Origin of the sequence: Kitasatospora azatica KCTC 9699, from assembly GCF_000744785.1 — a bacterium.
In the GTDB taxonomy this organism is placed as follows: domain Bacteria; phylum Actinomycetota; class Actinomycetes; order Streptomycetales; family Streptomycetaceae; genus Kitasatospora; species Kitasatospora azatica.
This window is the reverse complement of the sequence record NZ_JQMO01000003.1, coordinates 2904752-2929083: the sequence shown is the minus strand read 5'-3', so window position 1 is coordinate 2929083 and position 24332 is coordinate 2904752. Positions and strand designations below refer to the sequence as shown.

Here is a 24332-nt window from a genome sequence, read left to right as displayed (position 1 = left end):
CTCTCCTACTTGGCCCGGCGCACCGGCAGCAGCCTGCGCACACCGAGCAGCCAGAGCAGCGGGTCGGCCACCCGCACGGGCTGCGGGCCCTGCTTGGGGGCGTCGGAGGGCGCGTCGGAGGGCGGCGGCGCACCCAGTGCCGAGAGTGCGAACAGCGAGAAGGTCTGGAAGTCCCGCTCCAACTGCCGGTACAGGACGCCGCCGTCCCATTCGTCCAGCAGTGCGCGCACCTCCTCGTGCACGGCGATCCGGTCCGCCTCGTCCAGCTCCCCGCCCAGGTGCTGCGGGTTTCCGCCCACCGGGGAGCCGGCCGGCAGCAGCGTGCGCAGCTCGTCGCTCTTGGTCAGCGCCACGGCCACCGGGGTGGTCACCCGGCCCTGCGAGTTGCGGCGCCCGTGGCCGCGCAGCTGGACGGCCAGGTCGGCCACGATCTGCTCGGGCGGCGCCTCGATGTCGGGCAGCCGGCGCCCCTGCTGGGCGAGCGGCTCGCGCACCGCCCGCAGCTGCAGCGGGTCCACCATCAGGATCACGCCGTCGGCGGCCGCGAGGTAGGCGGTGTAGCGGTCCATCGCCTCGGAGCTGACCAGGTTCTCGCCGGCCGCGTCGAAGAAGACCAGCGAGGTGTGCCGGCTGCCGGACCGCAGCCGGCCGGCAGGCAGGCTCAGCCGGAACAGCAGCGGGTCGTTGAGGCTCATCGCGGCGCTCTGGGTCGGCGCGGGCAGCCGCAGGCCGTCGTACAGGTCCTCCTCGAGCTCGCGGAACCGGTCCTGGGTGGCCGCGCCCATCGCCGACAGCGCGGCCTGGAACGGCCGGCCGGTCGAGCCCTTGAGCTCGTGCAGCAGCACCGTGACGGCGGTGCTCTTGCCCGCGGTCTTGGGGCCGACCAGCGCGATGATCCGGCTCCCCTGCTCGCAGTACTCGTTCGGCAGGTCGCTGTGACAGGTCCGGCAGACCCGGACCGGCGTCTGGACTCCGCAGTTCGGGCAGGCCTCGCGGGTGCGCGCGCCACCGAGGCGCCTGGGCGGGGTGAACAGCGGCCCGCGCAGGGCCGCGTGCCGGCCCCCGCCGCTGCCGCCGCGCCCGGTGAAGGCGGCCCAGACGTCGTCGGGCTCGGCGGCGCACGGCGCCGCGCCGCGGACGCCGGAGGTCAGCATCAGGCAGCGGTACGGCAGCCGGGAGGAGCTGTCCCGGCTGAAGCAGTAGGGGCAGACCACATCGGTCATCTCAGCGAACCACCAGGGCGTCGGGTGCAGGGTCCTGCAGACGGGCGTCGGGGGCGTGCGGGCCGATCAGGAAGGCCCGCAGCACGGCGGGGCGGGCGAGTCGGCGCAGGTCGAGCTGCGCCAGGTGCGAGTGCTCGGCGGCCAGTTGGGATCCGGCCACGCGGAGCAGCTCACGGCCCTGCTCGGGCCGCAGCGGGCGCAGCCTGCCCTCCCCCGCGACCAGCAGGAAGTCCGGGCACCGCGGCGACTGGCCCGGGGCCTGCGCGGGCGGCGCCAGCACGGTGATCCGGACCCGGTAGCGAGCGGCGGACCAGGGCTTCGGGCGTTCGACGGTCCAGGCGATCCGCACGCACGGGGGCAGCCGCAGCGCGGCCGGGCCGGTCAGCACCAGATCGGCCCGCGGGTGGGCGACCGCGGCGACGGTGACCAGGCAGGCGCGGTCGTCGGCTGGCAGCAGCAGGCCCTCCCGCAGGTAGCTGCTGCGCGCGACCCGCCGGGTCCGGCGCTGCCCGCCCTGCGTCCAGGCGACGTCGACCTGCAGCGCCGGGTCGGGCCAGCCGAATGAGAGCCGCAGTTGACCGTCGGTCCGCCGCTCGGCTGCCAGGTCGGTGACCGCGGCGGGGGCGTCGAGCAGCAGCGTCGCCCCGGCCACGGCGCGGCGGCCGTGGGTGGTGACGGCGGTGAGGCGCCAACAGTCGGCGGTCGGCGGGGGGAGCTCGACCTGGACCAGGCGGGCAGCCGCCGGCCCGGTCTCGACCGGGACGGCCGGGGCCACCGCCGGCGGCAGGTCGGCGAGGCGGTCGGTCAGGTCGGTGCCGGGCGCGGGGGCCTGCTGGTCCGGCCAGCGGACCAGCCGCGCCGCACCGTGCTCGGGCGGGGTCCAGCTGATCCTGACGGTCCCCCGGGAGTCGGCCGGGTGCAGCGTCAACTCGCCGACCGGGTCGGGGTACTCCTCGACCAGGACCTCGGCGGCGACCGGCTCGGACCAGATCTGCCGGGCGTCCGGCGTGCGGTAGGCGCAGGCCACGGTGTAGCGGTAGCGGCCGGGCTCGAGGTCCTCGTCCAGCAGCCCCGCGCGGTCCGCGCCGAGCGGTAACACGGTCGGCGCGGCGGCGGGCCCCGTCGACCCGCTCAGCGCCGTCCGGGCGGCCCGCACGGCCACCGCCGCCGCCGGCACCGACCAGTCGAGCGCCACCCGGCGCCGTCCCGGGGTCAGGGTCAGCGCGCTGACCGGCGGGGCGACCGGGCCGGGGCGGCTGAGCCTGGCCGGGCCGACCGGCCGACCGGCCGCCACCGGGATCACGGCGTACCGCACGGTGCTGCCGAACGCAGCGCCGCGGTCCAGGAGTTCGGCCTGCCCCACGACCCCCAGCTCGACCAGCCGGGCCCGGTCCTCGGCGCTCTGCCGCAGCACCCGGTAGCGGACCTCGGCGCCGTCGGCCGGTCGCCCGCCGGCCGGCTGCCAGCTGACCCGGACGCCCTGCTCGGTGGGCCGGGCGCGGACCAGGCGCTCGCCGCTCGGCGGGCCGGCGAGTCCGCAGACCCGGACCAGCTCGGCCACCGGCCGCTGGTCGTCGCGGTCCAGCCTGGCCGCCCGCAGGCAGTGCCGGGCGGCCTGGTCGAACTGCCCGCTCGCGGCCGACCGTCCGGCCTCCAGCAGCAGCCGCTCCAGCTCCGCCGAGTCCGCTTCGTGCAGCCGCCGCAGCCGGTCGAGCAGCTGGTCCGCGGGGCGCTCGGGCAGCCGGTCGAGGAAGGCCGCCACCTGGGTCAGCCGCCGCTCCAGCCAGGCGTCCAGCACTCCCTCGGCGGCCTCGCGGTCGACCCCCGCACCGCCGCCCCAGTCGGCCAGGGCGGCCGCCAGCTCGGCCGCCTCGCGGTCGTGCACGCCGAGTCGGCGGACGGCGTCCGCGCCGAGCGCGCCGCCCTCGTGCAGCAGCACCGACAGCTGGTAGAGCGTCAGCCGCCGCAGCCCCATCGGGTCCCGGTCCAGCAGCGCGTCGGCCCGGTCCAGCAGTGCCAGCGCGGCCGGGCGGCGCGGATCCGCGACGGCCCGCCAGGCGACGGCGAGTTCGGCGAGGTAGCCGCGGTCGACCCGGCGCCAGCGGTCCCAGCCGGGGGCCGGGTACCAGAGGCCGTCCAGCACCCGGAAGGCCGGCGGCGAGTCGATCGCGGCCGGCGGCAGCAGGGCCCGGGCGACATGGGCGACGCCGAGTTCGCGCAGGCCGGTCAGCCACCCCTGGTAGTCGCGCACGGCCGGGAAGAGCGGCAGCACGGCAGCAGGGTCGGGCGAACTGTGCACCCGACCAGTCGCTCTCGCCACCCACGCCCCCGTGCAGCTGCCGGTCCGACCGTGTACGCGGTCGGTGGAGCGACCATTGCACCAGATGGCAGCGGATCATTTCCGGTCAATCGCGAAAGCTGTCACCCAAGGTCGACCACGCCGACTTTGCGTACCGCCTCTGCGCACCGCCTTTGCGTACTGCTCAGTTCAGCTCGCGCAGCGTCCGCACCGAGGTCGTCAGGATCGGCAGCAGTGCCGCGAAGCCGCGCAGACCAGCCAGAGACCGGTCCGGGTGCCGAGCGCATCGGCCGCGCAACCCGCCGTCAACCCGCCGTCAACCCGCCGACTGGCAGCATCCCTCAGGAGATGAACCGCACGGTCGCCATCACCCGGGGCAGCAGCTCGGCCGGTACCACGGCCTGCCGGTAGCTGCGGGTCAACGTGCTGATCACCACCAACCCGGCGGAGAAGCCCAGGGTGCCAAGCACCCACCCATGAGGGTTGGGCCTGTCAAGCACGCCCCCAGCCGGCCCCGGTCAGCGGGAGCAGCAGATCGGCGCAGGCGGCGGCCTGCCGATCCAGCGCGGCCCGAGCAGCACGATGCTGTACCTGTTCAACGAGGCCGAGCAGCTCACCCTGACCGGGACCACCGTCACCGGCCAGCGGCGCTACCAGAACCACCAGCGACCCCACCGGCCTGATCCCGGACGGCTGCGGCAAGGAAGGCCCCTGCTGCGGCTACGGGCCCGACAGCGGCTGCCCCGGCGGCTGCGGCACCACCGCCAACCAGGAGTGGGGCGCCGAGCACGGCCAGGACGCCACCCACGGCGGCGGCTGCCGTCCGGGCGACTGCGGTACCCCCAAGCCGCCGCTCAGCGTCTGGGACATCGGCGCGATCAAGCGCGCGCTGAAGCAGTACGACGACCGAGATCCTCGGCTCCCCCGAACTCATCTCGGCGGTCCTCGCCGACACCTCGCTGGAGGCCGTCCGCCACCCCCGCATCGCCGACTTCTGAGTCTCCATTTCAGGTGTGGCCCGGATCACAGCGGATACCGGGCGTGCTCGGCCGACTGCACTTATGGGCCTCGCGACCGGCGGGTACGGTTTGGGCCATGGATGTTTCCGGAAACAGCACTGCCGACGAAAACACCAAGCTGCCGGCCGTCGTCAAGGCCGCCGCGCGTCAACTGCTGGTCGGACTGGGCGCCGCAGGGCTGTCCCTGGACGCCGTCGCCCGTGACGGCGGTCTGGCCGTCGCCGAGGTGGCGGCCGTCTTCCCGCAGCGGGACGACCTGCTGACCGCGCTGGTCATCGACGCCTACAACGGGTCGGGCGCCGCCATGGAGCAGGCCGATCAGGCCGCCGTGGCTGCCGGTGCGTCAGCCGGTGTGCGGCTCCTGGCGGTTACGCGTGCGCTGCGGCAGTGGTCCTTCGACAACCCCGCCGAGTTCACCCTGATCTACGGCTCGCCGGTGCCGGGCTACCACGCCCCGCAGGAGACCGTCCCGCCCGCCTCGCGCACCCCCGTGGTGCTGGCCGGCATCGTGCGGTCGGCGCTGGAGGCCGGTGAACTCACCCCGCCCCGGCGGGCGGTGCCCGGTCCCCCGCTGCTCCTGCCGGAGGCCGTGCAGCTCTTCGGCGGGGTGCCCGAAGCCCCGTTCTCGGACATCATCGAGCGCGGCATCGTGCTGTGGAGCAATCTGATCGGACTCCTGGTGTTCCAGGTCTTCAGCCGCACCCACGACAGCGTCCGCGACGAGTCCGCCTTCTTCGACTACGCCATCGCCGTGGCGGCCGAAAGCATCGGACTCGAGGTCCCCTCAGGCAGGCCGTGAACACCACCAGAACACTCTGCTTCGTCATCGCGGCGCTCTCGTCGTACGCCGCGCTCGTCTACCGGCTCTGCCAGGTACGGCGCAGTTGGCGGGACAACGCCTACCGCACGCTGGTCGTCACGCTGCTGCTGCAGTGCCTCACCTTCACGATGGGCGCCGTCGCCATGGGGAGCAAGAGCTTCCTCGGCGTCGGCAACCTCGCCATCCTGGTGATGCACGTGTCGGCGGTCGCCTTCTGCGTCAATGCGCAGATCATCCTGCTGCACTGGGCGGCGACCGCCACCGAGGAGGCGGTGCGCAAGAGCCGTTACTGGCTGATCGCCGGCATCGCCCTCAACGCGCTGCTGGTGACGCTCTTCTTCGTCGCCGACGGCCCCGACCGGCCGGCTTCGGACTTCACCACCGGCAGCGGCCGGCCGCTGATCCTCGGCTACCTCCTGGTCTTCATCGTCTCCCAGGCGGTTCCGTGCGTCACCATCTACCGCCAGTGCGGCCCCTACGCCCGGATGGCCGGCAAGGCCTCGGTACGACAGGCCCTGCGGCTGCTCTCCGTCGCCGCGGTGATCCTCTTCCTGTACTGCCTGGCCAGGACGGTCAACATCGTCACCGCCGCGTGCGGGATCGACATCGGCGTCTGGCAGGTCGCCGCCTCCGTCTTCAGCGCGGCGGGCATCGTCACCCTCTCGCTCAGCCTGACCGTCTCCTCCTGGGGCACCTCGGCCGCCAAACTGGTGGGGTGGGCCCGCAGTTACCGGTCGTACCGGGCCCTCTACCCGCTCTGGCGGGACCTGTACGAGTCCTCCCCGGACATCGCCCTGGAGCCGCCGGGCGCCTCGGTCTCCGACCTCGACTACCGGCTCCACCGGCGGGTCGTCGAAATACGGGACGGCTGGCGGGACTTGCGCCCCTACATCGACCGCTCCGCCAACGGCGTCAGCGGCGTGGACGGCGGGGTGAGCGAGGAGTCCCGGCAGGCGCTCGCCGAGGCGGCGCAGATCAGACACGCCCTGCACGCCAAGCGCGCCGGCGCCCTCCCCGACGACGACAAGGACGCCGGCGACTTCGAGGACCGTGACACGGACAACTTCACCGCGGAAGTCGCCTGGCTCACCCAGGTCGCATCCGCCTACCATAGGCTCAACAACGTGAGTTGAGAGCTCCCGCCCGGTCTGCACCCCCGTCAGACCGGGCGGGTTTTTTTCGTCGGTCCCCCCGGTTCTTGCTGTCGGGCCGGGCGAGTGTGTCCCGCCCGGCCCGACCTGACCCTGTCACCCGTGACCTCGGGTCAGGCCGATATGACGATCAGCCACCTTGGTCACCCCCGTGAACGAAGTTAGCTGGCAGCTATCGGCGAGGTCCACGGTGGCGGAGTCCCGCTCGATTGTCAACTAGCAGCTAATCTGCGAAACTGACGGATAGCCAAGGGCTATGCCGGGGAGGTGACGGGAGGGAGCTTCTCAATGTCCGAGACCGACGACCGGCCCGTGATGGCAGTGCGTCTGGACAACCTCTTCAAGACGGTCCGTCCCAAGGGCAGGCACTGGACCAATGCCGAGGTAGCGGAGGAGCTGAAGCGCGCCAACCCCGAGCTCAAGGTCGGGGGTGTGTACCTGTCGCAGCTGCGGACCGGCAAGCGCTCCAATCCCACACCGGACCTGCTGGCAGCCGTCGCCCGCTTCTTCGGCGTCTCGGTCGCCTACTTCTTCGACGACGAGGTCGCCGAGTCGGTGCTCAGCCAGGTCGCCGCCATCGAGGCGCTGCGGCAGGCGGGGGTCCGCGCCGTGGCGATGCGGGCGGCCGGGATGAAGAAGGAGAACCTGCAGGCCATCACGGCCATCATGGACCAGTACCGGCAGATGCAGGGTCTCCCGCCCGTCGCCGACCCCGTGGACCCGGAATGAGGGACCCGGCGAGGTGAGGGGTACCAGGCACTGGTGGTCGGCCGACCAGGACCGCCGCAGTCAGCTCAAGGGACTCCGGAAGGCCGGCGCACAGCGGATCGCCGGACTCGACCTGCCCAAGGTGGCCGACGTGGCCGAACTCTGCCGCTACCTCGGTGAGGTCCGCGACCGCCCGATCACGCTGGTCGCGATGCAGATGCCCGCCTCGCACCCGTGCGGCATGTGGGTCGCCGCACGCGACGAGGACCTCATCTTCTACGACGCCAACACCACCAGCGCGCACCAGGAGCACATCATCTTGCACGAGCTGGGCCACATCATCTGCTGCCATCGCGGGGCCGGCGGGTTGGACGAGGCGAGCTCCCGCCTGCTCTTCCCCAATCTCGACCCCGACCTCGTGCGGGACATGCTGCTGCGCGCGACCTACGACGACGTCCAGGAGCAGGAGGCGGAGATCATCGCCTACCTGCTCTCCGAGCGGGTGGGCAGCACCAGGGAACGCACCGGCACGCCCCCGGCCGAGGAGGCCGGCACCGGCGCCGAGTCCGCAACGAACGCAACGATCAGCCGGATCGAACGCACGCTGATCTGATCGGAGTCGTGACCCGATCCGAGCCGTGATCCGAGCTGAGCCGTGATCCGAGCTGAGCCGCTCACGGCCGAGTCACTCACACGGCTGGGCGGCCGCCACCTCCTCGGCCAGGATCGACACGGCCCGTCGGATGTCCTCCTCGCGGTGCTCACTGGTCATGAAGAACCGCAGCCTGGTGAGCCCCTCCTCCACGGCGGGGTGGAAGATCGGGTCGGCGATCACACCCCGCTCGAACAGCCGGTCCGCGACCCGCAGGGTCCGCGGCGAGCCGCCGAGCAGGATCGGCACGATCGGTGTGCTGCCGCTGGTGCCCGTCGCCAGACCGGCCGCGGCGGCCAGGCCGAGGAAGAGCTCCGAGTTCCGCCGCAGCGTGCGCACCCGGTGCGGCTGGGCGACGATCAGCTCGGTGGCGGCCAGCGCCGCGGCCGCGTTGGCCGGGGTCAGGCCCACGCTGTAGACGAAGCCCGGCAGTGTGTGCCGCAGCCACCGCACCATCCGGGCCGAGCCGCCGAGGTAACCGCCGCAGCTGGCGAAGGCCTTGGACAGGGTGCCCATCCACAGATCCACCTCGGAGCGGTCGACGCCGTAGAACTCGCCGACACCACGGCCGTGTTCGCCCACGGTGCCGATGCTGTGCGCCTCGTCGACCAGCAGCAGGGCGCCGTGACGCTTCTTCAGGTCGATCACGGCGGGCAGGTCCACCAGGTCGCCGTCCATGCTGTAGGCGCCCTCGACGGCGATCAACACCCGTCGGAACCGGGACCGGTTGAGCCGCAGCAGCCGTTCCAGCTGCGCGATGTCGTTGTGCGCGAACGGGCGTCGCGCCGCGCCGGACAGCGCGCAGCCCTGGAGGATGCTGTCGTGGGCGAGCGCGTCGTGGATCACCAGGTCTCCCGCGCCGACCAGGTGCCCGATCGCGGTGACGTTGGTGGCATGCCCGCTCACCAGCGCCAGGCAGTCCGGGACGCCGAGGAACTCGGCGAGCGCCCGCTCCAGCCGTACCGTCAGGTCCCGTTCGCCGGACAGCACCCGGCTCGCGGAGACCGAGCTGCCGTACCGCTCCACCGCCTGGTGCACGGCCTCGTTGACCGTCGGATGGCCGGAGAGCCCCAGGTAGTTGTAGCTGCCGAAGGAGAGGTACGGTCGGCCGCCGATCAGCGTGGTGTCGCGGATATTGCCCTGGTGGACCCGGAAGTAGGGGAAGGCCGCGCCACTGTCGGCGATCGCGCTCAGGCGCTCCTCGAACTGCCGCACCTCCGGGAACTCGTCGACGCACGCGGTCGCGGCGTCCCGGTCCGCGCCGGTCTCGCGCGGCAGCAGCCCACCTGGGGCCGGCGGCTGGGTGAGCTGCGGCTCGACCAGCTTGATCAGCCGCTCGATGGTGAGGCCGGGCGAGAAGATCTCCTCGGACCGGAAGTCCGGTATCCGCCGGGCGAGGTTGACCTCCAACTCCTGGAGCATCAGGGAGTCGAAGCCGAGATCGGTCACCAGCGCCAGCCGCTCGCCCAGGTCGGCGAGCGGGTAGACGCCGACCCGCGACACCTCCTCGAGCACCAGGGCCGCAGCGGATGCGCCACCGGCCCGGGGTTCCTGGGGCACGGTCGCCGGTGGGTCCGCCGGCCCCGGCTCCGGCCGGTCCACCGGTTCGCGGGCCGACTCGTCCACCGCCCAGTGGCGGCGTGGGGCGAGCGGACTCGGCGGCAGGGTGCACGGGGGTATTCGCCGCGCCGCGACGGCGGCCTGCGACAGCTGGTCGAGCTCTCCGGTACGGCCCGCCGCCACGGCCCGCGCCGCTGCGGTCAGCTTTCGGGCGGCGTCCGCGGCGTCCTCGGCCAGCACGGCGAGGCGCTCCCCGAGTGGCGCCCGGCGAGCCAGGGTGTCCGCCACCGTCGCCAGCGGCAGCTGGTCCTCGCTGATGGTCTGCGCCAGCTCCCGGGCGTAGTCGGCCAGCCCGGCCCGGTCGCGGGCGGTCAGCACCAGGAGCTGCGGCCCCGTGTCCGGTGCCTTGAGCTCCGCTGCCGCGAGCTCCGCTGTCAGGAGCTGCGGTGCCGCGTGCCCCGGTGCTGTGGTGCACTCCTCCACCACCAGGTGAACGCCGGTACCGCCGAAGCCGAAGGCGCTCACCCCCGCCCGGCGCGGCCGGCCGTCCCCGGGCCATGGGGTCGGCGCCGTCGGGATGGTCAGCCGCGCGGCGTCCAGCCCGGCACGGTCGGCCGGTTCGAACTGCGGCTGCGGCGGGATCACCCCCCGGTGCACGGCCAGCACGGTCTTGATGAGTCCGGCTATCCCGGCGGCGTTGAGCGCGTGGCCGACCACCGCCTTCACCGCGCCCAGGTAGGCGGGTGCGGCTCGCTCACCGCGCAGTTCGCGCAGCACGTCGACCTCCACCGGATCGCCGACCGTGGTCCCGGTGCCGTGCGCCTCCAGGTAGCCCACCGTCTCCGGGGCCAGGTCCGCGTCCCGGTAGGCCCGGCGCAGCGCGCGGAGCTGACCGGCCGCCTGGGGGTGCATGCCGCCCTGCACGGTCCCGTCGTTGGCCGTGCCCACCCCCCGGATCACCGCATAGACCCGGTCACCGGCTGCCAGCGCGTCGGCCAGCGGCCGCAGCACCAGGGCCCCGGCCCCCTCCCCCAGGACGAAGCCGTCGGCCTGGGCGCCGAACGGCAGGCAGCTGCCGCTGCGCGAGATCGCGCCGATCCGGCACAGCCCCACCAGCAGGTCGGGGGTGAGGTGCAGTTGGGCGCCGCCGGCGAGGGCGATCCGGCACCGGCCGGCCCGCAGCGCGAACACGGCGTTGGCCACCGCCATCAGCCCACCGGAACACGCCGAGTCCAGCGCATAGCTCTCGCCGTGCAAGTCGAGGACCGAACTGATGGTGTTCGGTCCCATGTTGAGCAGCAGCCCGGCCACCGAGGTGCCGTGCAGCCCGTCCACCGCACGGACCGCCTCCGACCATCCGGGGTCGCTCGCCGGTGCCCCGAACTCGCCGCCGGCGATCTGACGCATCCGGATCTGCAGGGTGCTGATCCCGCGGTAGCCGCTGTCGGTGAGCGAGGTGATCACCGAGGTCTCCTCGCGGTCGAAGCCCTCGGCCTCCCACCCCGCGTCCTGGATCGCCTCCCGGGCGAGGTCGATCAGCAGCCGGTGCTGGGGATCCATCGACCTGGCCCGGCGCGGTGGGATGCCGTAGTGCGCGGCGTCGAAGTGGCCCACGTCCGGCAGTAACGCCATGGTGTCCGTGTAGGCCGCGGAGGAGTCGCGGAAGTCGTCGCTGAGGAAGGTGGCGGAGCGCCACCGCGAGTCCGGCACGCCGGCGAACTGCGCCTGCGGGGCCATGAGCAGCCGCCAGTACTGGTTGACGTTCCGCGCCCCCGGGAACCGGCAGGCCATCCCCACCACCGCGACATCGTCATGCCGCGCTCCCGCCGGACCCGCTGCGGCGCCCCTCGCTCTCACAGCTGTCTCCCCGTGGTGGCCAGTCGGGCCCGCCACCAGTCCACCGTCGCCCTGACCTGCTCGTCGACCGGGGTGGCCCGGACCGCGAACTCGGCCTGGTAGGCACTGGAGTCGAGGACGAACGGACGGTCGAACTGGTAGCGGATCTCCTTCAGCTCCCGGATCAGCGGGGAGAAGAGCGCCACCACGCCCAGCGCGGCCGGCGGGATCCTGCGCACCGCGACCGGTCCCGTCCGCGCCGCGGCGGCCAGCCGGTCGACCATCGCGCGGGTGGACAGCGCGGGCTCCGTCGGGACGTGCCAGGCCCGTCCCCAAGCCTTCTCCTCGCCCGCGAGCTCGACCAGGGCGCCGGCCACGTCGGGCAGATAGGTCCAGCTGTGCGGGGCGTCCGGATCCCCGAGCGTGGAGACCGGCTTGCCGCGCAGCAGCCGTGGCACCACCCGCCCGGCCAGGTGGCCGCCATCGGTCACGCCGGGCCCGAAGAAGTCCGAGGCCCGCACCTCGACCGCCCTGATCCGGCCCTGCTCGTGCAGCGTCCGCGCCTGCTCCCAACCGGCGGCCCGCACCCGGCCCTTGGGCCCGGTCGCGGCGAGCGGCAGCTGCTCGGTCAGTGGACCGTCCACCGGCCCGTAGCCGTAGAGGTTGCCCAGCATGACCAGGACGGCCCCGGTGGCCTCGGCCGTCGCGCAGGCCGACGCGGCCAACGGCGGCCACTGGCTCACCCAGCGGTGGTAGGGCGGTGCGGCACAGCTGTAGATCGCCTCCGCGCCCTGCGTCACCTCGATCAGGCGCCCGCTGTCCGTCGCGTCCAGCGCGACCTGCTCGATGCCGGGCTCCGAGGTTCTGCCCGACCTGGTGACGACCCGTACCGAATGACCCTTTTCGGCCAGCAGTCGAGCGGTGGCGGCCCCTGCGGGCCCGGACCCGAGAACAACGTGAAGGCTCACCCGTGCACAGTAGCGCGGGTACGGAGGGACGGCTGTCGGCACCGATCCGGCCAACTCCGGCTGCTCCCGGACCAGGAGACGGATCCTCACATCTGGACACTCATCGATGACATGTTCAGCCCGGTGATACGATCATCGCGCTTGCGGAGCGGCGGGTTCACCCCGCAGGGACGGGGATTCAGCAGTCGGCCGTCAGTCGCCTGAAGAGAGTCTTATGACGAAATACACAGCGAACCCAGTGCTTTGGGCTCTTGTCCTCGTCCTTGTCGCCGCGGTCGCCCTCATCGTCCGCCAGCGCAAGGCGGCTCTGGCGTTGCGGCAGGAGATCGACGGGCTCAGGGAGCACTACTCCGACCTGGAGCACCACTATACGCAGTCCGTCGAAGCGGCCCAGGAGCAGGCTGACGAGGCGACAAAGACCGTGCTGAAGTCCGCGATGCGGACCCTGCAGGGCCTGGCCGCCGAGCAGCAGCTGATCCTTTCACGGCTGCAGAGCAAGTACGGCGAGTCGGTGATCCTCCAGGACCTGCTGGAGGTCGACCACACCAACTCGCAGTTCGGGCGACGTGCGCAGTCCATCGCCGTGCTCTGCGGCGGCTGGCTGGGCCGGCACCGCGACACCGCCTCGGTCTACGACGTGGTGCGCAGCGCGCAGGGCCGGGTCCGGCACTTCCGGCGGGTGGAGATCCTGTCCCAGGTGGACTTCGGCGTCTCCAGCCGGGCCGTCGAGCCGGTGGCGCTGGCCCTCGCCGAGCTGCTCGACAACGCCACCAGCTACTCCAGCCCGGACACCGTGGTCGAGATCAACATCCGGACCGTGCCCAAGGGCGTGGTCATCGTGGTGGACGACGCCGGCGTCGGCATGAACGACGAGGAGCGGGCGCGCGCCGAGAAGCTGCTGAGCAGCGAGCGGGTCTCGGGCGTCGCCGGGCTCGGCAATCCGCCGCAGTTCGGCCTGGCTGTGATCGGCGTCCTGTGCGAACGCTTCGGCTTCGAGGTGTCGGTCGACTCCTCCTCACCGTACGGAGGGGTGCGCGCGGTGGTCCTGCTGCCGCACGAACTGCTCACCGGCATGCCCGAGAAGAGAGTTCCCGCCGCATCCATGTCCTCCGCGCCCATCTCCTCCGCCGCGCTGCCGGCACCGATGCCGGCAGCGGCTGGGTCCGAGTCCGAGCGGGCCCTGGGTTCGACCGCCGACGGACTGCCGCTGCGACGACGCAAGCGGCCGATGGCGATCGTGCCGCCGACCACGCCCGGCCCGGGGAGCTCGAGCCGCTCCGGCGCGGAGACGGCGGCGATCATGGGCGCCTTCCTGAAGGGCACCCGGTCCGGCCGGGCCACACACCTGGACAACGGGGACCAGGCGACCAGCACACGTGGTGCAAGCAGTGAAGGGCATGAGTTCTCGTGAATGACGATCTGTCATGGATGCTCGACAGCGCACTGGAGATTCCGGGGGCCCTGCACGCCGTCCTGATCTCCGCTGACGGTCTGTTGATGGCCCGGACGAAGGACTTCGACAAGGACAACGCGGACCGGGTCGCCGCCGCGATGAGCGGTGTGCAGTCACTCAGCCGCTCGCTCGGGTTCTTCTGCGACAACCCCGAGCAGCGCTGGCAGCAGACCCTGGTCGAGTTCGACGGCGGCTGGGTGTTCCTGATCTCCGCCGGCGAGGGCGCCTACCTCGGTGTCTCCGCTTCGCCCGACATCGACATGCAGGACATCACCTTCCGGATGCAGCAGCTCGTCGGCCAGCTGGGCAAGGTCCTGGCGGCGCCGCCGCGCGAGAACCTGGGGGCATTGCGATGACCAATCCGGAGGAGTTCGAGCTCGAGGCCACCGGTTTAGTACGGGCCTACGTCATCACCAAGGGACGTGGGCTGCCCGACGAGCAGCAGCTCTCCCTGATCACGCTGGTCACGGCGGCGCCCGAGCAGGGGCAGCAGTTCCTGCGCCTGTCGCCGGAGGAGCGGCGGCTGCTGGACATCTGCTCCGCCGGCTACCTCGCGGTCGCCGAGATCGCGGGGCACACCGGGCTGCCGCTGGGCGTGGTGCGGATCGTCCTGGCCGGCCTCGTCGAGGCCGGCCACCTCATCACCCGTCCGCCGGTGCCGCGCGCCCGCGACGCCGACCGGGAGCTGCTGGAGGAGGTGCTCCATGGTCTCCAGGCCAAGTTCGGCTGAGGTGCAGAGCCTGGACGAGCAGGACTACGTCCCGGGCGGAGCGACCCAGACGGCGGTGAAGATCCTCGTCGTCGGCCACTTCGCGGTGGGCAAGACCACGTTCATCGGCTCGATCTCCGAGATCGAGCCGCTGTCCACCGAGGAGACGATGACTCGGGCGGCGGCGGCGGTGGACGACCTCAAGGGCGTCCAGGGCAAGACCACCACCACGGTCGCGATGGACTTCGGCCGGCTGACCATCAGCGAGCGCGTGGTGCTGTACCTGTTCGGCACGCCCGGCCAACTGCGGTTCGTGCAGCTGTGGGAGGACATGGCCCGGGGCGCCCTCGGCGCGCTGGTCCTGGTCGACCCCGAGCGGCTGGCCGACTCCTTCGCCGTGATCGACCTCATCGAGCAGTACGGCCTCGACTACGCGATCGCGGTGAACCACTTCGACGGCAATCCGCAGCGCGCCGAGGCGGCGCTGCGGGAGGCCCTCGATCTCCTCGACGACACCCCCGTCGTCACCTGCGACGCGCGCGACGAGAAGTCGTCGGCCGCCGCACTGACCACACTGGTCCGCTATTTGCTGGACCGTGCCAGCTAGGAGCAAGAAGCAGACATGGACGCTCGCCCTTCCGCCCCCGTGCCCCCGCCCGGCTGCCCGGCCCACGGCAGCGGCAGCCGAGTGCCGCTGTACGGGCCGGAGTTCGCGGCCGACCCGCATGCCTACTACTCCTACCTGCGCAGCTACGGACCGGCCGCGCCGGTCGAGCTCGCTCCCGGTGTGGAGGCCACGCTCGTCACCGACTACACGGCCGCCCTGCAACTGCTGCAGGACTCCGCCTCGTTCCGCAAGGACTCGCGCCGCTGGCGGGCCTTCAACGAGGGACACGTCACCCCGGACAGCCCGGTGGTGCCCCTGCTCGCGTACCGGCCCAACTGCATGTTCAGCGACGGCGCCGAGCATCTGCGGCTGCGCCAGGCGGTCACGGACAGCATGGCCCGGATCGACCAGCGTCGACTGAGCCGCACCACCGAGCAGGTGTCCAACTACCTCATAGCCCAGTTCGGCTACCGCGGTTCGGCCGACCTGCTCGGAAGCTACGCCAGGCAGCTGCCGCTGTTCGTGTTCAACGAGCTCTTCGGCTGCCCCGCCGACATCGGCGACCGGGTGCTGTTCGGCATCTCCGGGATGTTCGACGGTGTCAACGCCGAGAAGGCGGCCGAGGTGCTGTTCGGCGCGGTGGGCGAACTGGTGGCGCTCAAGCGGACCAGGCCCGCCGAGGACGTCACCTCGTGGCTGATGCAGCACCACGCCAAGCTCACCGACGAGGAGATGGTCCATCAGCTCGCCCTGCTGCTGGCGGCCGGCACGGAACCGCTGGGCAACCTGATCGGGAACACCCTGCACCGGCTGCTCACCCATGACGCCTACGCGCACACCGGCGGGCTGATCGACGACGCCATCGACGAGACGCTGTGGGAGAACCCGCCCATGTCGAACCTTGCGCCGCACTATCCGGCGGTCGACATGGACTTCGCCGGGCAGCGGCTGCAGGCGGGCGATCTCGTGCTGGTCAGCTTCGCCGCCGCCAACAGCAGCCCGGCCCTCGCGGCTGCGCGCCAGGCGAGCAGCCGGGCCCACCTGGCGTGGAGCGCGGGCCCGCACGCCTGCCCGTCCAAGGACCCGGCCCGGCAGATCTCGGTGACCGCCATCGAGAACCTGCTCAACCAGCTCCCCGACATCCAACTCGCCGTGCCGGAGGAGAGCCTGACCTGGCGGCCCGGCCCCTTCAACCGTGGTCTGTCCGCGCTGCCCACCCGGTTCACCCCGGTCGAGCCCGCGCGCCGGCCGGCCCAGCACGCCCGCCCGGAGCCGCCCGTGCGCGCCGAGCAGGCCGCCCAGGCGAACCGCACCCCCGAACGGGGCGGCCGCTGGAGCCAGTTCCTCAACTGGCTCACGAAGTAAGTTGGTTGACGAAGTACTGTCAAACCGGCTCATGACGTGATTCAGGCAACACCTCCCTGCTCCTGAGCAACTGCATGAACATTCAACATCAGGGGTACCAGCAGCGGTACTTCCCCGCCGTTGATTCCAGGACAGGAGGGTGTCATGGAGAACGATTCCACTGATGCCGATCTCATCCAGCTCCCCGCACCGTCGCACCCTCGGATACCCGCCCCCAGGGGCGGGTATCTCCTTGTGGCTTCCGATCTCCTTGTAGGTGCCGGTCCCCTGCTGCGCGCCGATCTCCTGCTGCGCCCCCGTCTGCGGCAGGCCGCCCGATGATCGGCGCGCGGAGCAGATCCCCCAGAACTCCCGTCCTGAACACGCTCGGCAGCCACACGGCGCGCCAGCTGCTGCGGCTGTGCGAGGTCGCGGGGCTGGACGCAGCCGACGCCGCCGACTACGCCCGGACCCTGACCACGGCGCTCGGCCCGGTCGCCGAACGGCCACTGGACCTGCCGTCCCCCAGCCGCTCCTTCCTCTCCGACGACCACACGCCGGTGGAGTTCTCGCTCTCCCTCGAACCCGGCACCACCCCGACCCTGCGCGTCCTGCTGGAACCGGGGAGCGGCGCCGGCAGCCTGGCCCAGAGCGGGCGCACCGGGCTCCGGGCCGTCCGCGAGCTCGCGCGCCGCTGGAACTTCGCCACCGACCGGCTCGACGAGCTGGAGGACCTCTTCTTCCCGCTCTCCCCACAGGGCCCGCTGGCCCTGTGGTGCGCGCTGGAGCTGCGTCCCGGTGGTGTCCCCCGGGTCAAGGTGTACCTGAATCCCGCCGCCTCCGGACCGGCGCGCGCTGCCGAGACCGTCCGGGAGGCGCTGCGCCGGCTCGGCCACCGGCAGGCGTTCAGCGCGCTGCCCGAGGCCGACCGGATCCTCTTCTTCGCCCTGGACCTGGGCGACTGGGAGGAGCCGCGGGTCAAGGTGTACACCGCGCATCACGACCTGTCAGCCGTGGCGGCGGGGGGCCTGTCCCGGATGAAGGACGGGACCGATCCCGCCGAGATCGAGGCGTTCTTCCGCACCGCCTCCGGGATCGGGGACGGCCAGGACCCACTGCTCGACCGCCGTCCGGTCCAGGCCTGCCACGCCTTCACCGAAACGGCCACCGGGCTGCCGGGCGGCTTCACCCTCTACGTCCCGGTGCGTGACTACGTCCGGCACGACGGCGAGGCCCTGGAGCGGGCGTCGGTCCTGCTGCGCCGCTACGGCATCGACCAGGCCCAGCTCCGCGACTCGCTGGCCGCCGTCACCTCGCGACGGTTGGAGGACGGTGCGGGACTCATCGCCTACCTGGCACTCGCGCACCAGCAGGGCCGCCCGCCGCGGGTGATGGTGTACATCTCCTCGGAGGCCTACGAGGTGCGGCCACCGGCCGTGCGGTCGCCGCAGGTCGAAGCCGTGCACTGAGCCGTTGGACGCAGGACGGCGAAGTCCCGTGGACCTCCGACCTCCACGGGACTTCGCCGGCCTTCGCTACGCCTCCCGCAGCTCCCGCAGGTACGAGCCGACGTCGACCTGGACCGAGGAGCCCGTGCTCAGTCCGTAGCGCGTCTCGATGCCGCTCAGGTACTCGTCGATCTCCTTGTGCATGACGTCCGCGGACGGCAGGGCGACCTCGCCGTCGACGATCTGCGCCACCCACCGCGCCTGCGCCTCCACCAGGCGCGTGATCGAGCCCACCGGGCGGATCAGGCCGAGGAAGAGCAGGCCGGGCCGATCCGGTGCGACGATCCGCCGGTACAGCTCGACCGGCCCCTGCGGAGCCGCCGGACATCCGGCCGGCAGGAACGGGAAGGCCATGTTGAAGCCGGTGCAGTAGACGATCGCGTCCGCCTCGACCGAACTTCCGTCGGTGAAGCACACCTGGTCGCCGTCCAGGGAGGCGATCGCGGGTTTCGGGATCACCGCGCCGTGCCGTATTCGGCTGAGGATCTCGTCCGAGATCGTCACGGCCGAGGAGAAGATCGGGTGGTCGGGCTCGGGCAGGCCGTAGTCCGACAACTTGCCGCGCGCCACCAGCAGCGCCTTCTCGACGAAGCGCTGCTGCTCGTCGAGGGACTTGCTGGTGAACCACTCGGCCTCGGCGATCAGGTCCACCGACATCCCGTAGAGCTGCTTGGGCACGATGTGCAGCCCCCGGCGGGCCGAGAGCACCGTCAGCGCGGCATTGCGCGACAGGTCCGCGGCTATGTCCACCGCCGACGCCCCGAGCCCCACCACGACCACCCGCTGCCCGGCGAAGTCCCTGCCGTCCAGGTAGTCCATCGAGTGGAGAATCGTTCCGGCGAAGGAATCGGCGCCCGGCGGAAGGGGGTTCGGCAGGGCCGGCTCCGAGTGGTGTCCGGAAGCGACGATCACCTGGTCGAACCCGCGCACCGCCTCGACCCCGGCCGCGTCCCGGCTGGTGACCGTCCACCCGCCGCGGGCCTCCTGGCGGACGGAGACCACCTCGGTGCGCAGCTCGATGTGCGGCAGCAGCCCGCCCCACTCGGCGAAGGACCGCAGATAGGCGGCGACATCGCTGTGCCGAGGATAGAGGGGCAGCTCGGACGGCATCGGGAACTCGGCATACCCGGTGAGCTGCTTGGCACTGTTCAGATGCAGCGCCCGATAGGCCGGCCCCGGCTCACCCGCCTCCGGCATCCGCCAGATCCCGCCGACATCCGGCGCCTTCTCCAGGCAGACGAACTCGATCCCCCTCCCCCGGAGCGCGTGGGCAGCCGCCAGCCCAGACAGACCCGCGCCAATCACGCACACGCTCAAGGTTGCCTCCACAGAAAACCCGCGACAAATTCTCGATCTATGACGGATCTTGATTGCCCAGCATCTTCGTGGCTCACACCAGCCCGGACAACAGAATAGCCGCAGGCCTGTGGCCTGCGGCTTCATCGGGCACCGCCTGATCAGGCCCGGACGGAGAGCGGGTGGCGGAAGACGTCGCCGGGGTCGTACTGGGCCTTGATCTGCCGCAGGCGGGGGTAGTTGTCCTTGAAGTACAGCGTGTACCAGGGGATCCCCGAGGTGTTCCAGGTCGGGTCCGCGAGGTCCACGTCGGGGTAGTTGATGTAGGAGCCGTCCGTCATGTCGTTCGGCACCGGCACACCGCCCGTGGCCGCGAACACGTCGCGGTAGAACGCCCGCACCCAGGCCACGTGCTTGTCGTCCTCCGCCGGGTTCGCCCAGTTGGCGCCGAGATAGGTCTTGAGGATCGAATCGCGCTGGGCGGCGACCGTGGCCGAGGGCGACACGGTGTTGATCTTCCCGCCGTAGGAGAACATGGCCACCGAGCCCAGGCCGTCATACGTCGGATCGGACAGGTACCGGTACATCGTGGCGATCTGCCCGTCCGCGAACGGCCGGCGCAGGTAGGCCCCCTTCCCCTTGCCGCGGTTGTACGGGCTCGGGGCGCCGCCGTAGAGGTAGGAGAAGATCGCGGAGACCCACGGCATGGTGCTCGACTGGACGCTGTAGGGGGCGGTGGTGCCCGCCGTGAGCGCCGCCAGGTAGGAGCTCATCAGGTCGGCGGAGTTGGCGAGGGTCCCGTCCAACTCGGCCACCAGCGAGATCTTCCCCACCGCGTAGGAGCCCAGGGTGAGCGCGCTGTAGAGGCTGGCGTACGGGGACCCGTCAGCACTGTTCGCCGCGTGCCAGGAATTGTGGTTCTGGACCAGTCGGGTGAAGTCCTTCTCGGTCATGGTGCTCCACGGCCAGCTGACCGTGCTGACCAGGGTCGCTGCTGGCGGCTTCGGCAACAGGTCCGCCGGGTTGCTGCCGGTTGCCCCGGGCGACCTGAAGAGGAAGCGCGTGACCACCCCGAAGTTTCCGCCGCCGGCACCGGTGTGGGCCCACCACAGATCGTGGTTCGGGTCCGCGGGGTCCCGGGTGGCCACCACTGTGCGGGACTTGCCGGTCGCGTCGACCACCACCACCTCCACGCCGTAGAGGTGATCGACGATCAGGCCGTGCTGGCGGCAGAGCGCCCCGAAGCCGCCGCCCTGGACGTACCCGCCGACGCCGACCGTCGGGCAGGTGCCACCGGGGATGACCACCCCGTAGCCCAGGTACAGCTGCTTGTAGACATCCCCGAGCAGCGCTCCGGACTCGACGGCGAAGGCGTTGTGGGCCGGGTCGTAGTAGACGGCGTTCATCCGCGAGACGTCGATCAGAGCCTGGACCGAGGAGTTGTCGACCAGCGCGTCCAGGCAGTGGCCGCCGCTGCGGACCGCGATCTGCTGCCCGGCCCGGACCGCCGAGTCGACCGCCTGGCGGACCTGGTCCGCCGTGAAGACCTGGAAGATCGATGCCGGGCTGCCGGACAGTCGGCGGTTCTGGCCGCGGGTGTTCAGATAGCCGTAGCGGGGATCGGCCGCCGTGACGACCACCTCGTCGGGGATCTGGACGGGTGCCGAGGTCGCGGCGAGGGCCGGCTCGGCGCCGAACACCGTGGCCAGGCCTGCGCCGCCGATCGTCAGACCGGTCAGGGCGCCACCGGCGAGCGACGCACCGAGGAATCTGCGACGTGCTGTCTCAACAACCATGGCTTGCTGCCGTCCTTCGGGTGGGTGGGGTGACTGAGCGGAGAACAAGAACTACGCGGCTTGCTGCCAACTGACCGGTGAGCGGTAGGCGAGTCGGTGCTCCGGGCGGCGCCGGCGCGCCGTCGGTTCGAACCGGACGGCGGATGCCAGGTACCCGGTGGCGGCGGCGCGGGCCAGCAGCACGGCGGTGAGGGCGGCGAGCTCCTGGTCGGTCGGCGAACCGCGGACAATGATCAGGTCGGCCTTCAACCCACCTCGTTCCACGTCCCGGGAGCGTGCGGTCATCTCGGTGGTCACCGTGGTCAGGCCACCCGGCCGGCGGCCGACAGGGCGTCGACGGACAGGGTGCGGACGCCGGGCCGGATCCGAGCGGTCAGATTGCTCAGGGTCCGGCCCGGACCCACTTCGATCACCGCCGTGCAGCCGAGTTCATCGGTCAACGTCCGGACCACCCCCTCCCAGAGCACCGCACTGACCAGCTGACGCGGCAACAGCTCCGCCCAGTCGCCGCCGGACCGGTGGACCCGGGCATCGACGTTGGCGACCACCGGTGCGTGGGCCGGCGCAAAGGCGGCCTCGGCCAGGGCCTGCCGCAGCGGTTCCCCGGCGGCGGACATCAGCTCGGTGTGGAAGGCGCCCGCGACCGGCAGCCGGATCACCTGGAGGCCCCGCTGGTAGCCCTCCTCCTCGCACACCGCCACCGCCTTGGCGGCTCCCGCCACGACCGTCTGCAGGGGGCTGTTCAGATTGGCGATCCACAGCGCGTGGCCCGCGACGCGTTGGTCCTCGACCAGCTCGGCCACCTCGTCGAGCGGCGCGCCGATCACCGCGGCCATCGCCCCGTCGGTGGCGTTCGCGGCCTCGCGCATCGCCGCTCCGCGGGCCGCCACCAGGCGGGCGCCGTCCCGGATCGGCAGTGCACCGGCCGCGACCAGCGCGGTGTACTCACCGAGGCTGTGGCCGGCGAAGGCCGCCGGCACCGGCAGCCCCACCACCGAACTCAGGTGCCGCCAGGCGATCAGGGAGGCGGCGAAGACGGACAGCTGCGCCAGGTCGGTGCGCTTCAGGTCGTCCGCCGATCGGGTCAGCAGCAACTCGGCGATGTCCTGGCCGGATCCCTCCGACAGCTCGGACACCAGCTGCCACGCCTCGGCGTCGCGCCAGGCGAGCCCCATGCCCGGCTGCTGGGCACCCTGGCCGGGGAAGACGACAGCGAACGGCTCCTCGATCAGCTGCTCGAAGGTGACTGACATCGTGTTCCTCTCGCGAACGGGGGCGGGCTCAGGCGGCGGGCTCAGGCGGCGAACGGGCCGGCTCAGGCGGCGAACGCGCGGTCCACCGCGTCCAGCAGGCGATCGGCGTCCGGCAGATAGTGGTGTTCGATCCGCGAGGGCGGATAGGGCGTCGAGTAGCCGCCCACCCGCAACACCGGGGCCTCCAGCAGGTAGTAGCAGCGCTCGGTGACCCGGGTGGCGATCTCGGCGCCCAGCCCGGCGTACAGCGGCGCCTCGTGCACCACCACGCAGCGCCGGGTCTTCTCGACCGAGGCGGTGATGGTGTCGATGTCCAACGGGGAGAGCGAGCGCAGGTCCACCACCTCCAGGGAGCGGCCCTCCGACTCGGCGATCCGGGCCGCCTCCAGGGCGGTGTGCACCATCGGGCCGTATGCGAGCACGGTGAGCTCGTCCCCTGGTCGCCGCACCACGGCCTGGTCCATCGGCACCACCTGGCGGTCAGCCAGTTCAGTGGTGACCACCTCGCCCTTGTCCCAGTAGCGGCGCTTGGGCTCGAAGAAGACCACCGGATCGTCGCAGTCGATCGCCTGGCGCAGCATGTCGTAGGCGTCCTGCGGGGTGGCGCAGCTGACCACCCGCAGACCCGGCGTGTGGGCGAAGTACGCCTCCGGCGACTCGCCGTGGTGCTCCACCGCCCCGATGCCGCCGCCGTAGGGGATCCGGATCACCACCGGAACCCGCACACTGCCGCCGGAGCGCTGGTGCAGCCGGGCCAGCTGGGTGATGATCTGGTCGGCCGCGGGGAAGACGAAGCCGTCGAACTGGATCTCGCAGACCGGGCGGTAGCCGTGCATCGCCAGGCCGATGGCGGTGCCGATGATCCCCGACTCCCCCAGCGGGGTGTCGATCACCCGCGCCTCGCCGAAGTCCTTGAACAGCCCGTCCGTGACCCGGAACACGCCGCCGAGCCGGCCGACGTCCTCCCCCATCACCAGGACCCGCGGGTCGTCCTCCATCGCCTTGCGCAGGCCCTCGTTGACGGCCTTCGCCATGGTCAGCGTCATCATCCCTCAGCCTTCCTGGAGTTCGCCGGCCAGCCATTCCTCGAACTGCGCCCGCTCCTGCGCGAGCAGCGGGTGCGGCTCGGCGTAGACGTGGTCGAAGAACGAGGACGGGGCGGGTGGGGTCATGGACAGGCAGACCTCCCGGACGGCGCTGCCGAGCGCGGCGGCCTCCCCGGCCGTCCGGTCGAAGAACTCCTCGTCGGCCCCGCCGCTCGCCAGCAGGTAGGCCTTGACGCGGGCCAGCGGGTCGAGCGAACGCCAGTACTCCTCCTCGGCGGACTCCCGGTACCGGCTCGGCTCGTCGGAGGTGGTGTGGGCGCCGAGCCGGTAGGTGTACGCCTCGATCAGCGAGGGTCCCTGGCCCCGGCGCGCCCGCTCCAGGCAGGCCCGGGTCACCGCGAGGCAGGCGAGCACGTCGTTGCCGTCCACCCGGATGCCCGGGAAGCCGAAGCCGGCGGCGCGCCGGGCCAGCGGGATCCGGCTCTGGCGCTGCCAGGGCTCGGAGATGGCCCACTGGTTGTTCTGGCAGAGGAAGACGGTCGGAGCGTCGAAGGAGGCGGCCCAGACCATGGCCTCGTGCACATCGCCCTGGCTGGTCGCGCCGTCGCCGAAGCAGACCAGCGCGGCTGCGTCCTCACCCGCGAGCGCCATGCCCATCGCGTAGCCGACGCCGTGCAGCGCCTGCGCGCCGATCACCACCATGGCGTTGGCCATCCGGTACTGGTCGGGCTGCCAGCCACCGTGGCCGACACCGCGCCAGAAGCCCAGCATCTGCGCGACGCCGATGCCGCGGCAGCGCGCGATGCCGTGCTCCCGGTAGCTGGTGAAGGCGTAGTCCCGCTCGGCGAGCGCCCGGCCGGCGCCGATCTGAGCCGCCTCCTGGCCGAGCGACGGTGCCCAGAGGGCGAGTTCACCCTGCCGTTGGAGGATGACGGCCTGACTGTCGAAGGCGCGCAGCAGGGCCATGTCCCGGTAGAGCGAGCGCACCTCCTCGGCCGAGAAGGCCGCCGGGTAGTCCGGGTGGTCGATCCACTCACCGTCACTGCTGAGCAGTTGGACGGTCTCGACGGATTCCGAAAGCACG

General features: G+C 71.9%; 21 protein-coding genes. 10 read left to right on the top strand and 11 right to left on the bottom strand.

Annotated features, from left to right (window positions below):
• Positions 1–5: 5 nt before the first annotated feature.
• The 3 genes from BR98_RS23715 to BR98_RS42090 all read right to left on the bottom strand — a co-directional run bounded on the left by BR98_RS23715 (position 6) and on the right by BR98_RS42090 (position 3992).
• A complete protein-coding gene (locus BR98_RS23715; RefSeq protein ID WP_035847393.1) occupies positions 6–1223 on the bottom strand; it encodes a TRAFAC clade GTPase domain-containing protein in 1218 nt (405 codons plus the stop codon).
• A gap of 1 nt (position 1224) precedes the next feature.
• Entirely contained in the window at positions 1225–3522 is a 2298-nt protein-coding gene (locus tag BR98_RS23710; protein WP_157537907.1) for a hypothetical protein, read from the bottom strand.
• 341 nt (positions 3523–3863) lie between these two features.
• Positions 3864–3992 (bottom strand): hypothetical protein, encoded by a 129-nt coding sequence (locus BR98_RS42090; protein ID WP_267886088.1) that lies wholly within the window; start codon positions 3990–3992, stop codon positions 3864–3866.
• 625 nt (positions 3993–4617) lie between these two features.
• On the opposite strand from BR98_RS42090, the gene BR98_RS23705 reads away from it, so the two are divergent.
• The 4 genes from BR98_RS23705 to BR98_RS23690 all read left to right on the top strand — a co-directional run bounded on the left by BR98_RS23705 (position 4618) and on the right by BR98_RS23690 (position 7833).
• A complete protein-coding gene (locus BR98_RS23705) occupies positions 4618–5340 on the top strand; it encodes a TetR/AcrR family transcriptional regulator (RefSeq protein ID WP_035847390.1) in 723 nt (240 codons plus the stop codon).
• Entirely contained in the window at positions 5337–6494 is a 1158-nt protein-coding gene (locus tag BR98_RS23700) for an MAB_1171c family putative transporter (RefSeq protein ID WP_035847389.1), read from the top strand. The genes BR98_RS23705 and BR98_RS23700 overlap by 4 nt, the downstream gene beginning before the upstream one ends.
• A gap of 306 nt (positions 6495–6800) precedes the next feature.
• Entirely contained in the window at positions 6801–7241 is a 441-nt protein-coding gene (locus BR98_RS23695; protein WP_035847388.1) for a helix-turn-helix transcriptional regulator, read from the top strand.
• A gap of 13 nt (positions 7242–7254) precedes the next feature.
• Positions 7255–7833 carry a toxin gene (locus BR98_RS23690; RefSeq protein WP_035847387.1) on the top strand — a complete coding sequence of 193 codons (579 nt, stop codon included), beginning with the start codon at positions 7255–7257 and terminating at the stop codon, positions 7831–7833.
• 72 nt (positions 7834–7905) lie between these two features.
• On the opposite strand, the gene BR98_RS23685 is transcribed toward BR98_RS23690, so the two are convergent.
• Positions 7906–11232, bottom strand: coding sequence for an aminotransferase class I/II-fold pyridoxal phosphate-dependent enzyme (locus tag BR98_RS23685; protein WP_267886087.1), 3327 nt, complete (start codon positions 11230–11232; stop codon positions 7906–7908).
• A gap of 53 nt (positions 11233–11285) precedes the next feature.
• The gene (locus BR98_RS23680) at positions 11286–12236 is read right to left on the bottom strand and encodes an NAD-dependent epimerase/dehydratase family protein (RefSeq protein ID WP_035853648.1); all 951 of its coding nucleotides are present in this window, start codon (positions 12234–12236) and stop codon (positions 11286–11288) included.
• Positions 12237–12450: 214 nt separating this feature from the next.
• On the opposite strand from BR98_RS23680, the gene BR98_RS23675 reads away from it, so the two are divergent.
• The 6 genes from BR98_RS23675 to BR98_RS23650 all read left to right on the top strand — a co-directional run bounded on the left by BR98_RS23675 (position 12451) and on the right by BR98_RS23650 (position 17818).
• The gene (locus tag BR98_RS23675; protein WP_035847384.1) at positions 12451–13647 is read left to right on the top strand and encodes a sensor histidine kinase; all 1197 of its coding nucleotides are present in this window, start codon (positions 12451–12453) and stop codon (positions 13645–13647) included.
• Positions 13644–14045 (top strand): roadblock/LC7 domain-containing protein, encoded by a 402-nt coding sequence (locus BR98_RS23670; protein WP_035847383.1) that lies wholly within the window; start codon positions 13644–13646, stop codon positions 14043–14045. The genes BR98_RS23675 and BR98_RS23670 overlap by 4 nt, the downstream gene beginning before the upstream one ends.
• On the top strand, positions 14042–14419 hold the full coding sequence (locus BR98_RS23665; RefSeq protein ID WP_035847382.1) for a DUF742 domain-containing protein: 378 nt from the start codon (positions 14042–14044) through the stop codon (positions 14417–14419). Before BR98_RS23670 ends, BR98_RS23665 begins: the two co-directional genes overlap by 4 nt.
• The gene (locus BR98_RS23660) at positions 14394–15005 is read left to right on the top strand and encodes a GTP-binding protein (RefSeq protein WP_051970122.1); all 612 of its coding nucleotides are present in this window, start codon (positions 14394–14396) and stop codon (positions 15003–15005) included. Before BR98_RS23665 ends, BR98_RS23660 begins: the two co-directional genes overlap by 26 nt.
• Before the next feature lie 15 nt (positions 15006–15020).
• Positions 15021–16370 carry a cytochrome P450 gene (locus BR98_RS23655; protein ID WP_035847381.1) on the top strand — a complete coding sequence of 450 codons (1350 nt, stop codon included), beginning with the start codon at positions 15021–15023 and terminating at the stop codon, positions 16368–16370.
• A 317-nt stretch (positions 16371–16687) separates the two neighbouring features.
• The gene (locus BR98_RS23650) at positions 16688–17818 is read left to right on the top strand and encodes a tryptophan dimethylallyltransferase family protein (RefSeq protein ID WP_035847379.1); all 1131 of its coding nucleotides are present in this window, start codon (positions 16688–16690) and stop codon (positions 17816–17818) included.
• 66 nt (positions 17819–17884) lie between these two features.
• On the opposite strand, the gene BR98_RS23645 is transcribed toward BR98_RS23650, so the two are convergent.
• The 6 genes from BR98_RS23645 to pdhA form a co-directional block, all read right to left on the bottom strand.
• Positions 17885–19174, bottom strand: coding sequence for a flavin-containing monooxygenase (locus BR98_RS23645; protein ID WP_035847377.1), 1290 nt, complete (start codon positions 19172–19174; stop codon positions 17885–17887).
• Positions 19175–19314: 140 nt separating this feature from the next.
• A complete protein-coding gene (locus BR98_RS23640) occupies positions 19315–20949 on the bottom strand; it encodes an FAD-binding oxidoreductase (RefSeq protein WP_083976895.1) in 1635 nt (544 codons plus the stop codon).
• Positions 20950–21000: 51 nt separating this feature from the next.
• The gene (locus tag BR98_RS23635; protein WP_063774938.1) at positions 21001–21234 is read right to left on the bottom strand and encodes an acyl-CoA carboxylase epsilon subunit; all 234 of its coding nucleotides are present in this window, start codon (positions 21232–21234) and stop codon (positions 21001–21003) included.
• Positions 21235–21251: 17 nt separating this feature from the next.
• Complete coding sequence (locus tag BR98_RS23630; RefSeq protein WP_157537906.1) at positions 21252–22202, bottom strand: ACP S-malonyltransferase; 951 nt, start codon at positions 22200–22202, stop codon at positions 21252–21254.
• Between the two features lie 62 nt (positions 22203–22264).
• A complete protein-coding gene (locus BR98_RS23625) occupies positions 22265–23251 on the bottom strand; it encodes an alpha-ketoacid dehydrogenase subunit beta (protein ID WP_035847375.1) in 987 nt (328 codons plus the stop codon).
• Between the two features lie 3 nt (positions 23252–23254).
• The gene (pdhA, locus tag BR98_RS23620) at positions 23255–24331 is read right to left on the bottom strand and encodes a pyruvate dehydrogenase (acetyl-transferring) E1 component subunit alpha (RefSeq protein ID WP_198042274.1); all 1077 of its coding nucleotides are present in this window, start codon (positions 24329–24331) and stop codon (positions 23255–23257) included.
• Between the last annotated feature and the right edge of the window lies 1 nt (position 24332).